Origin of the sequence: Corynebacterium sp. HMSC034B08, from assembly GCF_001835805.1 — a bacterium.
In the GTDB taxonomy this organism is placed as follows: Bacteria; Actinomycetota; Actinomycetes; order Mycobacteriales; family Mycobacteriaceae; genus Corynebacterium; species Corynebacterium coyleae.
Genome location: NZ_KV825964.1, coordinates 506,465 through 521,125, shown reverse-complemented (window position 1 = coordinate 521,125; position 14,661 = coordinate 506,465). Strand labels below are relative to the sequence as shown.

15 protein-coding genes, 1 other RNA gene and 1 pseudogene are annotated in these 14,661 nt (G+C 65.0%); 11 read left to right on the top strand and 6 right to left on the bottom strand.

What is annotated here, in order from left to right:
* Positions 1-22: 22 nt before the first annotated feature.
* From HMPREF2656_RS08900 to HMPREF2656_RS08880, 5 genes and pseudogenes are all read right to left on the bottom strand, one after another.
* Positions 23-511, bottom strand: a pseudogene (locus HMPREF2656_RS08900) (IS256 family transposase); the annotation flags it as partial.
* 170 nt (positions 512-681) lie between these two features.
* Positions 682-1,077, bottom strand: coding sequence for a hypothetical protein (locus HMPREF2656_RS08895; RefSeq protein ID WP_070570161.1), 396 nt, complete (start codon positions 1,075-1,077; stop codon positions 682-684).
* Between the two features lie 30 nt (positions 1,078-1,107).
* The gene (locus tag HMPREF2656_RS08890; protein ID WP_246825142.1) at positions 1,108-2,073 is read right to left on the bottom strand and encodes an SURF1 family cytochrome oxidase biogenesis protein; all 966 of its coding nucleotides are present in this window, start codon (positions 2,071-2,073) and stop codon (positions 1,108-1,110) included.
* Positions 2,074-2,079: 6 nt separating this feature from the next.
* Positions 2,080-2,547, bottom strand: a complete 468-nt coding sequence (locus HMPREF2656_RS08885) for a low molecular weight protein-tyrosine-phosphatase (protein ID WP_070450800.1) — start codon at positions 2,545-2,547, stop codon at positions 2,080-2,082.
* Positions 2,534-3,169 (bottom strand): HAD hydrolase-like protein, encoded by a 636-nt coding sequence (locus HMPREF2656_RS08880; RefSeq protein WP_070450802.1) that lies wholly within the window; start codon positions 3,167-3,169, stop codon positions 2,534-2,536. The genes HMPREF2656_RS08885 and HMPREF2656_RS08880 overlap by 14 nt, the downstream gene beginning before the upstream one ends.
* A 36-nt stretch (positions 3,170-3,205) precedes the next feature.
* On the opposite strand from HMPREF2656_RS08880, the gene HMPREF2656_RS08875 reads away from it, so the two are divergent.
* The 10 genes from HMPREF2656_RS08875 to HMPREF2656_RS08830 all read left to right on the top strand — a co-directional run bounded on the left by HMPREF2656_RS08875 (position 3,206) and on the right by HMPREF2656_RS08830 (position 13,159).
* Positions 3,206-4,342: a Nif3-like dinuclear metal center hexameric protein gene (locus HMPREF2656_RS08875; RefSeq protein WP_070816368.1), complete on the top strand. Its 1,137-nt coding sequence runs from the start codon at positions 3,206-3,208 to the stop codon at positions 4,340-4,342.
* A gap of 10 nt (positions 4,343-4,352) precedes the next feature.
* A complete protein-coding gene (locus HMPREF2656_RS08870) occupies positions 4,353-5,042 on the top strand; it encodes a zinc ribbon domain-containing protein (RefSeq protein WP_070816367.1) in 690 nt (229 codons plus the stop codon).
* The gene (locus HMPREF2656_RS08865) at positions 5,043-6,203 is read left to right on the top strand and encodes a bifunctional RNase H/acid phosphatase (RefSeq protein WP_070816365.1); all 1,161 of its coding nucleotides are present in this window, start codon (positions 5,043-5,045) and stop codon (positions 6,201-6,203) included.
* Positions 6,204-6,403: 200 nt separating this feature from the next.
* The gene (locus tag HMPREF2656_RS08860; RefSeq protein WP_070614619.1) at positions 6,404-7,420 is read left to right on the top strand and encodes a LacI family DNA-binding transcriptional regulator; all 1,017 of its coding nucleotides are present in this window, start codon (positions 6,404-6,406) and stop codon (positions 7,418-7,420) included.
* Positions 7,417-8,979: a sugar ABC transporter ATP-binding protein gene (locus HMPREF2656_RS08855; RefSeq protein ID WP_083319492.1), complete on the top strand. Its 1,563-nt coding sequence runs from the start codon at positions 7,417-7,419 to the stop codon at positions 8,977-8,979. The genes HMPREF2656_RS08860 and HMPREF2656_RS08855 overlap by 4 nt, the downstream gene beginning before the upstream one ends.
* Positions 8,976-9,947, top strand: coding sequence for an ABC transporter permease (locus HMPREF2656_RS08850; protein ID WP_070570152.1), 972 nt, complete (start codon positions 8,976-8,978; stop codon positions 9,945-9,947). The genes HMPREF2656_RS08855 and HMPREF2656_RS08850 overlap by 4 nt, the downstream gene beginning before the upstream one ends.
* Before the next feature lie 45 nt (positions 9,948-9,992).
* On the top strand, positions 9,993-10,916 hold the full coding sequence (locus tag HMPREF2656_RS08845; protein WP_070816363.1) for a D-ribose ABC transporter substrate-binding protein: 924 nt from the start codon (positions 9,993-9,995) through the stop codon (positions 10,914-10,916).
* Positions 10,916-11,284, top strand: a complete 369-nt coding sequence (locus HMPREF2656_RS08840) for an RbsD/FucU domain-containing protein (RefSeq protein WP_070816362.1) — start codon at positions 10,916-10,918, stop codon at positions 11,282-11,284. The genes HMPREF2656_RS08845 and HMPREF2656_RS08840 overlap by 1 nt, the downstream gene beginning before the upstream one ends.
* A 61-nt stretch (positions 11,285-11,345) precedes the next feature.
* An RNA gene (rnpB, locus tag HMPREF2656_RS08835) (RNase P RNA component class A) lies at positions 11,346-11,747 on the top strand.
* A 26-nt stretch (positions 11,748-11,773) separates the two neighbouring features.
* A complete protein-coding gene (locus HMPREF2656_RS08830; RefSeq protein WP_070816360.1) occupies positions 11,774-13,159 on the top strand; it encodes an RNB domain-containing ribonuclease in 1,386 nt (461 codons plus the stop codon).
* Positions 13,160-13,180: 21 nt separating this feature from the next.
* Here HMPREF2656_RS08830 and HMPREF2656_RS08825 read toward each other — a convergent pair whose 3' ends face one another.
* Entirely contained in the window at positions 13,181-14,362 is a 1,182-nt protein-coding gene (locus HMPREF2656_RS08825) for a galactokinase family protein (protein WP_070816359.1), read from the bottom strand.
* Positions 14,363-14,446: 84 nt separating this feature from the next.
* Here HMPREF2656_RS08825 and HMPREF2656_RS08820 point away from each other — a divergent pair, with 84 nt between their 5' ends.
* Positions 14,447-14,653, top strand: a complete 207-nt coding sequence (locus HMPREF2656_RS08820; protein ID WP_070816357.1) for a hypothetical protein — start codon at positions 14,447-14,449, stop codon at positions 14,651-14,653.
* The last annotated feature ends 8 nt before the right edge of the window (positions 14,654-14,661 follow it).

Genomic DNA, 14,661 nt, shown 5'->3' with positions numbered 1-14,661 from the left:
CCGAACTGGACCACCTACATCAGATCAGACACACAGCGCCTTGGCCGCCGTCAATGACAGGGATCAGGGGCGCGGGGATACGTTCGAGCAGTCGTTGGTAGTCGCGGGTGGTTTCACGTGTGCACCAGTGCCAAGCGATGACGTGATCCAAGGTGGCAGCAACAATCAAGCATCCGCCGGCGGTGTAGGTGCCGTCAAGAAAGACCTGGTCGTAGACCCAGCCTTCGTGCCCGATCGTGGGATCGGGGACATCAACTAGCCAGAAGTGTTCAAACCGGTGTTGCAGCGTACGCGGATGACATCCTGCTCCGGCGGCAGCGGTTTCCAAGCTCGCACCGGTTGTGAGGTGGGTGATAAATGCTGCGAAGGCAGCGGAGTTGGTGATATCGGGGAGCTGCTTGGTGGTGGAAGCGCCGCACATTTTGCACCGTCACCGGCTGCGGTTAGCGGAGGTCTTACCGTTGCGTTTCATTTCCCCACCGCATTGGCAGCGTGGTCTGTTCTTCGGCATTGATCAAGCCAACACCAGCCCCTACCACACGCTGCTGTCACCCCCCGGTTTTTCGTCACCATGGCGCGGATATAAGCCCCAGGAGCATATACTTTCAGGAAAACCCCCGATCATCTCAAACAAATCGACGAATCCAGACACACATTTTGTCGCTTAACCCGAACCGGTACCTAGAGCGATCGGTTCTCGATGGCGGCGAGGATGCCCAGTTCGAACGCCGGGGTGTTGCCGTCGAACTCCACGTCTGCGACGTCCCATTCGGAGAACTGCACCCGAGCGGAGCCGGTGGTGGCGGTGGGGGAGTCGGGGACGATGGAGATGTCGTGGAGAGAGTGGCCAAGCGCGGCGCAGGCTAAGCCGGCGCGGGCTGGCAAAGTACCGCCGTCGGACAGGGCGAAAAGGGGCTGGCCTTCGGGGTCGGTGAGAAGCGACAAGGTTGCGAAGGGGCGGTTGGCGAAGGCGACGGCGTGGTCGAAGGCGGCGTCTTCAATATCGGCAGGTTCGACGCCCGAGGCGGGGACGACGAAGGCGTCGGCGAGGGTGCGGAGGACGGAATCGAGCGACATCAAAACCCCTTCAGAGACCATGGGACAGAGTTAGCGTTCTTGTTCCTTATCGTAAGCCTTGGCCCACGGGTTGGTGCGGGAAGAACCGTAGCGCTGGCGGGAACGCGTAGGAGCCGCAGTCGGGGTCTGAGCGGACGGCGCCGGGGCGGTTTCTTCGCCGGGGACAGGGGAAGGCTCGGGGCCGCTGCCGGCCACGGTGTCGTCGTTAAGCAGTTGCTTCTGCTCCTCGACGTAGCGGCGGCGTTCGCGGCTTTCGGAGAACAGGAAGTAGAGCAGGGCGCCGGGGGCGGCGACGCCGAACAGGATCCACTGGAGGCCGTAGGAAAGGTGGTTGCCGGTTTCGAGTTGGGGCAGGGGGATGGCGGTGAGGGTGCCGGGTTGGTCTGAGAGTAGTTGGAGGTACGGCTCGACCATGTCCGCCCCCGCGTCGACTCCGGTCAGCTCCCCAACCTGGGTGGGGTTGATGGAGTGGACCATGTCGAAGCCCTGGTCGTGAATCGGTGCGGTGGGGTGGACGGCTTCGCCGGCGCGTAGCATGCCGGTGATGGTGATGTCGCCGGTGGGTGCTGCGTCGATGTCCGGCACACCGGTGGAGCCTTCGGCGGGGACCCAGCCGCGGTTGACAAGGATGGTGCGGCCGTCGTCAAGCGTGAACGGCGTGAGCACCTGGAACGCAGGGGTGCGGTCGACGGAACGCAGGCGAAGCAGCACGTCGTTGCCGGTGTAGTGGCCGGTGGCGACCACACGTGACCATTCGTCGGCGGGGGCGAGCGTGGTGCCGGGCAGGCGGTCCACCAGCGGTTCGGGATCGTGGTCGAACGCCGCGGAGATGTGTTCGTTGCGCTCGACTAACTGTTCGTTCTTGCCGAGTTGCCAGGGCGCGAGGAACGTGAAGGCAAAGTAGGAGAAAATGCCGACGACGATCGCCGCGATGATCCAGCCGGGGTTGAGCAGTTGGCGCCACCACGGCTTTTGGGAGGACTTGTTGGCATTCACGCCCACTTAGCCTAGCTGATCGCGCACCCAGCGGATAATGCCGTCGGCGGCGGCTTCGATCTGCTCGCGCACCACGGTGAAGCCCTCGGGCCCGCCGTAGTACGGGTCGGCAACGCCAGCGCCCTCAGGTGCGGCGGGGTCGAAGGAGCGCAGCAGACGGACCTTGTCTTCGGGCACGCCGCGCACGACCAACTCCGACACGTGGTTGGTGTCCAGCGCGACGATCAGGTCGGCTTGCTCCTGCTCGTAGCCAAACTGTTGGGCGCGGTGGGCTTCGCCGTCGTAGCCGTGGTTGGCCAGTTCGCGCCGGGCGCGTTCGTCGGCTTTGTGGCCGACGTGCCAGTCGCCGATGCCTGACGATGACACGCGCACCGCATCGCCCAGTCCCGCGTCCTCCAATTTGGAGCGCACGATGACCTCCGCCATCGGGGAGCGGCAGATGTTGCCAGTGCAGACGAAATCAATATGCAGCACGGATGATCCTTTCCAACTCGGTCGCGTCCGATGCTACGTAGGTCGCCTCGTCCCATTCGGGTGTGGCACCGTAACCCCAGGTCACGGCAACACTCGGGATGTCGAAGGTGGTGGCGCCGGTGAAGTCGTGGGTGCGATCCCCAATCATCAGGGGACGTTTTGGCGCGACGTTGTCCAGCACGTACCGGATCACGTCGGCCTTCTTGGCGCGTACGCCGTCGTTAGATGCAGCGCCCAAAAAGTCGATGTGTTCGAGCATCCCTGCGCGCTCGAGGGCGGCTCGCGCGAAGCGTTCGCTTTTCGACGTCGCCGTGCACACCCCAAAACCTTCCCCCTTCAACCTGGCCAGCAGGTCGGCCATGCCGTCGAAAACCTCGAAGCGTTGCCAGCCTTCGGTGGACATGTAGGCGGAGTAGGCCTGCATGGCTTGTTCGACCTGGTCAGGCGACATGCCGAGCGCGCGCATCGATTCCGGCATCGGTGGCCCGGGGATGCGTTTGATGAACTCCTCGTCCGGTTTATCCCAGCCCACGGCCTCTAATCCGAGGAGGAATCCGTGGCGGATGCCGGGGAATGAGTCGATGAGGGTGCCGTCGACGTCGAAAAGCAATGTGGTGTTCACACCTCACCACTGTTCCAAATTTGTAGGCTGGCTGCCATGACTGCTGTGACTGTGCAAGACGTTGTTGATGCCCTCGAGGCTGCCTACCCGCCGGCGTTGGCGGAAAGTTGGGACCAGGTTGGCCTGGTTTGCGGTGATCCGGATGCTGAGGTGACCAAGGTTGCGTTCGCGTTGGATTGCACGCTGGAGGTCGCCGAACGGGCCGTGGCGCAGGGTGCGCAGTTGCTCGTTGTGCACCACCCGTTGCTGCTGCGTGGTGTGCATTCGGTGGCGGCGAATACCCCGAAGGGCAAGGTTATCCACACGTTGCTGGCTGGCGGCTGCGCGCTGTTCGCCGCGCACACGAACGCCGATTCGGCGCGCCCGGGTGTGTCGGACAAACTCGCCGAACTCGTCGGCATCGAACCCGGCCGTCCGATCAAGCCAGTGCTTCTTAACGCCACCGACCGCTGGGGCGTCCACGTCCCGCCAGCGGATGCCGATGCGTTGAAGCGTGCCCTGTTCGAGGCCGGCGCGGGCGAGATTGGCAACTACCGCGAGTGCGCCTTCACCACCGAGGGCACCGGCGAGTTCACCCCGGTCGAGGGCGCGGACCCCACCGACGGCACGGTCGGCGAGCACTACACCGCCCGGGAGCTACGGGTGGAGTTTGTGGCGCCGGCGAGGTTGCGGCGTGGTCTCGTCGATACGCTGCGCGCGCACCATCCGTACGAGGAGCCGGCGTTCGACATCGTGCAGGTGGAGCACACCGCGGATCTGGACAACGCGACGGGCCTCGGGCGCATCGGCACGCTCCCGGAGCCGATGACCCTGCGCGAGTTCACCCAACAGGTGGCCAACGCCCTGCCGGAGACCGCCTGGGGCGTGCGCGCCGCCGGCGATCCGGACCAGATCGTGCAAAAGGTCGCGGTGTCCTCCGGCTCCGGCGACTCGTTCCTTTCGGATGTGTCCAAACTCGGTGTGGACGTGTATGTCACCTCGGATCTGCGCCACCACCCGGTCGACGAGCACCTGCGCGCCGGTGGGCCTGCCGTGATCGATACCGCCCACTGGGCCAGCGAGTTTCCCTGGACCGAGCAGGCAGAGAGTATCGTGTCCCCTCTAGGCGTGGACACCGAGATCCTGCACATCCGCACGGATCCCTGGACCGTGTCCGCGCACCCCGCGAACTAAAGGAGTACTGATGCACCTATCCCAAGACCTGCAACCCGTCCTCCTGGAGCTCGCGCTCGCCGACGCCTCCAAGGGGCAGACGCGCGTTCGTCCCGAAGTCCAAGAGCTACAGAAGCTTCTCGACGAACGCACGCGCATGACCGAGGCTTCCGCCTCCGCCCAACTGGCCGTGGATGACATGGAACTAGAAATCCTGCGCATCCAGGAAGACGAGCGGAAACTGAAGAAGCGCGAACTCGACGACAAGCGCCAGCTCAGTGCAGAGACCGACCCGGAGCGTCGCAAGGACCTGGAGCACGACCGCTACGCCGCGAAGTCGCGCATCGCGGACCTGCTCTACGAACTCAAGGAAGCCCACAACGAGATCGCTGCGCTGCGCAACAACCGCGACATTCACGCCGCCCGCGTCGATGAACTCAACCGCAAGGTCGAGGCCGCCCAGCGCGCCGTCGATGCGTTGCCGGAAGAAGAAGCGGTGGACACCGACGCGCTGCGTTCCCGCCTGCCGGAGGACGTGCTGAAGGCGTACGACGACATCGGCGCCGCCAAGTTCAACGGCCGCGCCTGCGGCGGCTGCTTCATCCAACTCCCGCCGTCCGAGCGCGCCGAAGTACTCGCCGAGCCGGAGGACACCCTGCCGGCCTGTCCGAACTGCGGCACCCTGCTCGTGCGCGTGAACCCAGCCACCGACGAGGTGTAAATGCAGGTCAAGATGTACTGCGACGGCGGCTCCCGCGGAAACCCGGGGGTCGCCGGATCCGGCTCCGTGGTCTACGACACCGACGGCGAAACCCTCGGTGAGATCGCGTATGTGGTGGGCAAAAAGTCCACCAACAACGTCGCCGAATACTACGGACTGATCCGCGGGCTGGAGGCGTGCCGCGAGGTCGGCGCCACGCGGGTGGATGTATTCATGGACTCCAAGCTCGTTGTCGAGCAAATGACCGGCCGGTGGAAAATCAAACACCCGGACATGCAACAACTCGCCCGGGAAGCCCGCGACCTCGCCTCCTCCTTTGAGAAGGTCACCTACACCTGGGTTCCGCGTGCGAAGAACAAGAAGGCCGACGAGTTGTCCAACGTGGCCATGGACGCGGCCGCGCGTGGCGACAAGCCGGGGATTGTGAAGGGCACCGGCGTGTGGGGCGGCGGTGGCAAGGCTTCGGCCCAAGAGGAGAAGCCGGCGGAGGGGCCGGTCGTCGAAAAGAAAAAGCGCGATGCCGCTGGCCACTGGGCTGGAAACTCCGAACCGCGAACGCGGTTCATTCTGCTGCGGCACGGGCAGACGCAACACTCGGCCGAGATGCGTTTTTCCGGCGTTTCTAACCCGGACCTCACCGATATTGGCCGTGAGCAGGCGAAGCGTGCCGCAGAGGCGCTGCGCACGTTCGGGCGCATCGACGCCATCGTTGCCTCCCCGCAGGCGCGCGCCCAGCAAACCGCGCAGTTCGCCGCCGAGGTGCTTGGCCTTGAAGTTCGTACTGACGAGGGCTTCCGCGAGCTCGACTTCGGCGACTACGAGGGCCTGACCCGCGACGAGGCGATTGCGAAGGGGGAGGAGACGTATGCGACGTGGCAGGAATCGCCAAACAACGCGCCCCCTGCCGGCGAGTCGCTGACGGCGTTCCACCGCCGCGTCACCCGCGCCCGACTGAAAATTCAGGAGCGCTACGAGGGCCAGAACGTGCTGGTGGTGACCCACATGACCCCGATCAAATCCATGGTCCGCCAGGCTCTCGGCGCGAACGCCGAACTGTTCAAGCACCTGTTTTTGGATCTTGCCAGCATCTCTGTCGTGGATTACTTCGGTGAATTCGGTGTAGTTCGCTGTGTCAACGACGTCGCCCACCACCGCGGGTAGGCCTGCTGCTGCGCGGTGACCGCCAACGCGGCCCTCAAAACCACACGAAACAGCACAGGCAACCCAACGTTCGGGGGTGTGTGGGGGTGTGGCGCTATTGACCTGACACTCAGCTGCAGTTTAGGTTGTTCTGCACATGGTGCAAACGTTTGCACACATCACTAGCACCCAACACGATCCGGACACACACGGAGGGACCCATGGCAGCACGGGCCACGTTGCGCGAGGTTGCGCTCGACGCCGGTGTCTCGCCGTCCACGGTGTCGCGGGCACTAGCGGGGAACCCGGCGATCTCGAAACAAACGCGGGACCGGGTGTTTCATTCGGCGGCGAAGTTGAATTACGTGCCGAATTTGCAGGCGAGGGGGTTGCGCTCGGCAGCGTCGACCGCGGTGGGGCTAACCATCCCGAGCCTGGTCAATCCGTTCTTCGCGCAGATGGCGGCGTCGATTCAGCAGGCAGCGGACACCGATGGGTTTTCGGTGATGATCGCCACCACCAACGAGGACGCCGGCCAACTCGACGCCGCGTTGCAGACCTTTAGCGGCCAGCAGCTGGCCGGGGCGATCATCGTGCCGTCGATGCACAGCGCGCCGATGGTGCAGTCGCTGCTGGATCGGGGCCAGAAGATTGTGCAGGTGGATCGGGTGCTGCCGGGGCTGGAGGTGCCGTCGGTGATTACGGACGCGCGGGCCTCCATCCGCAAGGCCGTCCAGCACCTCAAGGACAACGGGCATACGCAGATCGGCTATATCGCGGGCCCGTCGAGTACGTCGACGGGGCTGCAGCGCCTGGAAGGCTTCCACGACGCCATCCGCGACACCCCAGAGACGAACGGTCTGATCTTCCGCGGCGGCTACAGCAGCGCGGAGGGCTTCGCGGGTGCCGCGGACCTGCTCAAGCGTGGCGCGTCGGCGATTATCGCGGGGGATTCCATGATGACGGTCGGGGCGCTGCAGTACGTGCTGGACCACAAGATCGGTCTGGGCGAGGACCTCGCGCTGGTTGGGTTTGATGACCAGCCGGCGTTTCAGATGCAGCCCGTTCCGTTGACGGTGATTGAGCAGCATGTGGAGGACGTCGGCAGACGTGCGTGGGAGAAGATCGCCGCGCTGATCCGCGGGGAGCCGACCTCGCAGCACGAGGTGTTACCCACCACATTGACTATCCGAGAATCCAGCAATTTCAACTTCACTCCAAGGAGGTGCAGCAGATGACCACAGCGGTAAAACCCCTGATCCGGTTGGACGGCATTTCGAAGTCGTTCGGGCCGATCAACGTGATTGATAACGTCTCGCTCGCCGTCGAGCCGGGTCGCGTGCTTGCGCTGCTCGGCGAGAACGGCGCGGGTAAATCCACGCTGATCAAGATGATGTCGGGCGTGTACCAACCCACGTCGGGGCGCATTCTTATCGACGACCAACCGGTCACCCTGCCCGACACCAAGGCCGCAGAAGCGCACGGTATTGCCACGATCCACCAGGAGTTAAACCTGGTGCCGACGCTGTCGGTGGCAGAAAACATCACGCTCGGGCGCACGCCGCGCCGGATGGGGTTGGTGAACTTCAAGGAGATGCGCCGCATCGCCGCTGAAGCCATCGACCGCATCGGCCTGAAGGTGGACCTGGACACGCCGGTCGGCGAGCTCGGTATTGCGCGCCAGCAGTTGGTTGAGATCGCGAAGGCACTGTCCATGGATGCGCGTGTGCTGATTCTCGACGAGCCCACCGCGGCCCTTACCGGCCACGAGGTCGACCAGTTGTTCATGGTGGTCGACGACTTGAAGGCCAACGGGGTGGGCATGGTGTTTATCTCGCACCACCTGGACGAGATCGCCCGTATCGCCGACAGTGTGGCGGTGCTTCGCGACGGCAACTTTGTCGCCGAGGTCCCCGCCACCACCCCAGAGGCGGAACTCGTGCGCTACATGGTCGGCCGCGACATCGAGGACCAGTACCCGAAGGTGGACAAGGAAATCGGCGAGCCGCTGCTCACCGTGGAAAACCTCACCTCGGAGGGCAAGTTCAAGGATGTCTCCTTCGAGATCCGCGCTGGCGAAGTTGTCGGCCTGGCGGGCCTTGTCGGTGCGGGCCGCACCGAGGTCGTGCGCGCGATCGCGGGTGCTGACCACGTCGATTCAGGCACCGTTTCCATCAACGGCGAGCCGCTCCCGTCCGGCTCGGTCGCCCAGGCGATCAAGCGCGGCATCGGCCATGTGCCGGAGGACCGCAAGGCGCAAGGCCTCGTGCTTGGGGCCACGGTGGGGGAGAATATTGGGCTGGCCACGTTGCGGTCGTCGTCACGCGCGGGGATCGCGGATGTGCGTGGTCAGCGCAAGCGTGCGGATGACGTCGCCAAGCAATTGCGCGTGCGCATGGCCGGCATCGATCAGGAGATCCGCAACCTGTCCGGCGGCAACCAGCAAAAGGCCGTATTCGGTCGTTGGGTGCTGGCGGGCTCGAACATTTTGCTTCTCGACGAACCCACGCGCGGTGTCGACGTCGGCGCCAAAGTGGAGATCTACAACATCATCAACGACATCACCCAGGCCGGCGGCGCGGTGCTCATGGTGTCCTCGGAACTGCCTGAGGTTATTGGCATGTCGGATCGCATCCTGGTGATGTCCGGCGGCCGCATCGCAGGCGAACTGCCCGCGGGTGCCACCCAGGACGAGATTATGGCGCTGGCGGTGTCCCACGTCGAAGACCACGTCGAACCACTTACAGAAACGCCACTTACAGAAACGCCACTTACAGAAACGGAGGCCCGCGCATGACGGGAACGACTACGGATGAGCGCTTGAGTACTCGCCAGCGCGTCATCAACTGGATCATGAACAACGGCGCGCTCGTCGGCCTGATCGTGCTGTGCATCGCGCTGTTCATCGCCACCCCGCACTTCCTCACGGTCAACAACCTGATCAACGTGGGCGTGCAGGCCGCCACCGTGGCCATTTTGGCGTTCGGCATGACGTTCGTCATCGTCACCTCTGGCATTGACCTGTCGGTCGGCGCGGTAGCGGCGCTCAGTGCCATGGTCTCGGCGCACTTCTTCGTCGAGGCAGGCCTGCCCGGTTGGATCACGCTGATCGCGGGCCTGCTCACCGGCTTTGCTGCCGGCGCGGTCAGCGGTATCGCCACCGCCTACGGCAAACTCCCGGCGTTCATTTCCACCCTGGCCATGATGTCCATTGCCCGCGGTGCGACCCTGGTGATCTCCCAGGGCTCGCCGATGGCCACCGCCGACGAGGTGAACTGGCTCGGCTCCAACGCCGGCAAGTTCCCTATCCCGATTCTGATGATGCTGCTGGCCGGCGTGCTGTGCTGGTTCATCCTCTCGCGCACCGTGCTGGGTCGTTCCATGTACGCCATCGGCGGCAACGAGGAGGCCGCGCGCCTGTCCGGTATCCCGGTCAAGCGTGTGCTCGTCGCCGTGTACGCACTCAGCGGCCTGTTCGCCGCGCTTGCCGGTTTGGTCATGGCGGGCCGCCTGTCGTCCGCGCAGCCGCAGGCCGGTGTGGGCTACGAACTCGACGCGATTGCCGCCGTGGTCATCGGTGGCGCGTCGCTGGCCGGCGGCACCGGCAAGGCCACCGGCACGCTCGTCGGCGCGATCCTGCTCGCCGTGATCCGCAACGGCCTGAACCTGCTCAATGTCAGCTCGTTCTGGCAGCAGATTGTCATCGGCGTGGTCATCGCAGCAGCCGTCGGCTTCGACGTGCTGCGCAAAAAGACCACCGTTTAACCCCTGAACAAGACCCCCTGTTCACAACTTCAAGGAGAACCCGAAATGTCTTTCGCTCGTAAGGCCACCGCCATCGTTGCTGCTGCGGCGATGACCCTGTCCCTGTCCGCTTGCAACCGTGACTCCGCCGACGAGGGCGCGGTCACCCTGGCACTGTCTACCCAGACCAACCCGTTCTTCGTCCAGCTTCGCGACGGCGCCCAGGACAAAGCCGACGAACTCGGCATCGCCCTGAACGTCCAGGATGCATCCGATGACGCTGCGACCCAGATCGACCAGCTCAACAACGCGATCACCTCCGGCACCGACGCCGTGATCGTCAACCCGACCGACTCCGACGCCGTCGTCCCGGCCGTCGAAGCCCTGAACAACGCGAGCATCCCGGTCATCGCCGTGGACCGCTCCTCCAACGGTGGCGACGTCGCCTCCTTCATCTCCTCCGACAACGTCGCTGGTGGCAAGCAGGCAGCCGACGAGCTGGCCAAGGCCATCGGCGAAGAGGGCGAGATCCTGATCCTGCAGGGCATCGCCGGTTCCTCCGCCTCCCGCGACCGCGGCAAGGGCTTCAAGGAGGGCATTGCCAACTACCCGAACATCAAGGTTGTCGGCGAGCAGACCGCTAACTTCGACCGCACCGAGGGCCTCAACGTGGCCACCAACCTGCTGCAGGCGTACCCGAACGTGAAGGCCATCTTCGCGGAGAACGACGAGATGGCCCTCGGCGCCATCGAGGCGCTCGGCGCTCGTGCCGGCCAGGACGTGAAGGTCATTGGTTTCGACGGCACCACCGACGGGCTCAAGGCAGTCACCGACGGCCGCATGCACGCCACCATCGCCCAGCAGCCGGGCGAGCTCGGCGCCCGTGCGGTTGAGGAGGCTGCGAAGCTGCTTCGCGACGAAGACGCCACCGCCATCGTCCCGGTCGACGTTGTCACCGTGACCAAGGAAAACGTAGGCGACTTCGAGTAATGCGCAAGACAGGCATTCTCAACGCCCAACTGGCCCGCGCGATCAACGGCCTCGGCCACACCGACACGTTCGCCGTGGCGGACTGCGGCCTGCCCATCCCGGCCGGGGTAGAGGTCGTGGACCTCGCGCTGGTCTTCGGCGTGCCCCGCTTCGCCGATGTCGTCCGGGCGATTCTGGATGAGGTTGTGGTGGAAGGTGCGGTCGTCGCTACGCAAGCGCCCGATGAGGTCGCTTTACTTTGCGACGACCCCACCCGCGTCGACCACGAACACCTCAAACAGGCCCTTGCGGACTGCAAGTTCGTGGTTCGCACCGGTGAGACAACCCCGTACGCCAACATCATCTTCCGCAGCGGGGTCCCGTTCTAACCCGGCGTGCTTGTGGCGGTTCCGCTCACGCGCTCTAAAGGCGTATGCTTTAGACCGCGAATGAGCCGGCCGGGCGGCCGCGGCGGCGCGAACCACCTCAGCATTGGGGCAGGCGCACGTCGAGGAAAGTCCGGACTCCATACGGCACGGTGGTTGCTAACAGCAACCCGGAGTGATCCGCGGGAAAGTGCAACAGAGAGTAAACCGCCCCGCCTTGTGCGGGGTAAGGGTGAAAGGGTGCGGTAAGAGCGCACCGGCATGCGTGGCAACACGTGTGGCCAGGTAAACCCCACCGGGAGCAAGGCAAGAACCCCTGCGCGTGCGCAGAGGTCGTCGGATGTGATGAGGCTGCCCGCCCAGTCCGAAGGTAGCTGCTTGAGGCGCCCAGCGATGGGTGACCCAGATGGATGGTCGCCACCCCGCTTGCGGGGGACAGAATCCGGCTCATAGGCCGACTCATTCGCCCACTTCGTGGCACGATGGCGTTTTATGAAGCTCTACGCCGCACCCCTGAACTTCCGCGCCATTGCGCGCGAATTCGACGTGCCCACCGACTTTGCGCCATCGTTGCACGCAGAGGCCTCGGAGTTGGTGGACCGTTTCGCAGATGTGCGTATCGACGCCCGCGATATCCCCTTTGTCACCATCGACCCGGCCGGCTCTAAAGATTTGGACCAGGCCGTGTTCGTGGAGCAGCGTGCCGGTGGCGGGTACCGGGTGCGGTATGCGATTGCGGACGTGGCGGCGTTCGTGGACAGTGACTCCGCTGTGCACGAGGAGTCGCTGCAGCGCGGCCAGACGATCTACCTGCCCGACGAGCCGGCACGCCTGCACCCGGAGGAAGTGTCCGAAGGGTCGGCGTCGCTGCTGCCGGACGTGGATAGGCCCGCCGTGCTGTGGACCTTCGACGTGGACGGGGAAGGGGAGGTCGAGTCAGCCCACGTCGAGCGCGCACTCGTCCACTCGGTGGCGCGTTTGGACTACGAGGGCGTGCACGCCTCCCTGGAGGATGGCTCAATACACCCCTCGATTGCGCTGTTGCCGGAGGTTGGCCGGTTGCGTCAGCAGTCGTCGCTACGCAGGCACGCCATCAACCTGCGCGTGCCGTCCGTGCGCGTGGCCCGCGACGGGAACGCCTACGAACTCGCCATTGAGCCGCGCCACCCGATCATGGACTACAACTCGGAGATCTCCCTGCTCACCGGCATGGTTGCAGGCCAGATGATGGTGGACGCCGGCGTGGGGTTCCTGCGTACCCTCCAGCCGGCGTCAGCGGAAAGCGAGGCCGAGTTCCGCCGAGAAGCGCGCAACCTGGGCTTCGACGTCACCGGCGACATCGGCGAATTCCTGGCCGGCGTGGATGCCGATACCCCGCACGGCATGGCCATCATGCGCGAAGCCCAAAAACTCCTGCGCGGCTCCGGCTACGTTGACCTGTCCGAGGACGCCCCCGAGATCCACGCCGGTATCGGCGGATACTACGCCCACGTCACCGCACCGCTGCGCAGGCTCATCGACCGCTTCGCCACCGAAGTCTGCCTTGCCATCTGCGCCGGGACGCCCGTGCCGGAGTGGGTCACGCGCGACGCCGCACGCATGCTGAAAACCATGGGCCGCTCCTCCCAGTTGGCCAACACCGTGGAAAAGGCCTGCCTGCACCTCACGGAGGCGACGGTGCTCGAGCCGTGGGTGGGCCACAACTTCGACGGCGTCACGCTGAAATCCGGCGAGGAACAGTCCCGCGTGTTCATCGTCGACCCGCCGGTGCTCGCACCCTCTGCCGGCGCGCCTGAGGAAGGCGTATCCACGAAGTTTTCACTCGTGCACGCCGACATCGACGCCCGCGAGGTCGGCTTCGCCTGGCCCGCGGACTAGCGCTGCGGTCCAGGCGAGTACTTAGTCCTCGAGGCGGGCGACCTCACCCGGGGTGATCTCCACGACCTGGAGATCCTTCGCCATTACGGCGGCGAACTCGTCGGCGGCTTGCACCGGCACGAACGCAATCACCGCGTCGGAGGTGCCTGTGGCGGCCGGGCGGGTGGCGATGGCACCGCGCTCGCGCGCCAGAGCGACCAGCGCATCCGGGGTAACCAGGTCGTGGGCTTCGGACGGGGAGTTCAGCAGCGTGAACAGTTCGTTGGCGCGCCGGGAGCGTAGCGCCTTGGCTGCGGCAAGCGAGCGCAGCGTTTCGGTTTCGCAGAACTGCACCCACTGGCGGGCAATGTCGGGATCGGGCGCGGTTTCGTCGCCGACGGAGCGGCGCGCTTCGACCCATTGGACGACGCGGTTGGTGGCATCGGGCAGTTGGCGCAGCGATTCGACGCCGAAGTTGGAGCAGGCGGCGTCGATAAACTCGCGGCGGTTGGCGATCGCTTTGGTTTGCACGTCGTACGGCTTGCCCAGTTCCTTAGCCAGGGAGAACACGCGCACGCCATGGCGGGCCGGGTGAGGTGCTTCGGTCAGTGACCCGTCGGCGTAGTCGAGAACACTTACGCCTGTGCCACCGCCACGCAGGGCCACGGAGTGGCGGGCGCGCAGCACAGCGAGCGATGAGTAGGTGGCCACGGCGTGTGAACAAATCTCGGCGAGCCGGGTGCGGAAGGGGGCGGTATCGATGTCGCCGTGACCGCCCGCCAACGCCAGCGCGATCGCGGCGTCGGCGGCGTACAGTGAGCCAAGACCGGCACCGAGCGGCACGTCGGACTCCACCGTAATGTCCAGGCCTGCAGTGTCGCGGGAGAGAACCTGGCGTTGGATCAGCGACTGCACCAGCCCAGTCCAGCGTCGTGCGAGCGGGTCCTCAATCTCGTCCTCGTGCAGCGCGGCCAGGGTTGTTTTGGCGGTGAAGTCGCCGAAGGGGCCGCGGGCGGTCAGGGCGATGGTGTCGTCGTCACGCGGGCTCGCCGCCGCAGCCGCACGTAGCGACGCCGTCCCAGCCAACGTCACGCCACCAAAGTGGTCAACGTTCTCGCCGATCAACACCCACGTCGCCGGTGCGGATGCCACATGTCCGCTGCCTGGGTGAGCTGCGCGGACGCGCTGGGCGGGGGAAGTTTTGGGGGTTTGAAATGCTGCCATTACACGCTCCTTAACGGCCACCACACTACCAACCGTCTCGGTAGGGTAGGGGCGGTAAAAGCAACGAACATAAAGGAGCAGATCATGGCTGACGAGCAGTACTACTACAACCCGTCTACCGGCGAGGTCACCCAGGGCAAGGAAGCCTCCTGGGATAACCGCATGGGCCCGTACGCCACGCGCGAGGAAGCTGAAAACGCCCTGGCGATTGCAGCGCAGCGCAACAAAGCAGCGGATGCCGCCGACGAAGCCGACGATGACTGGGGCGAGGCTGCCTCCTGGGAGAAGTAATCCCCGCC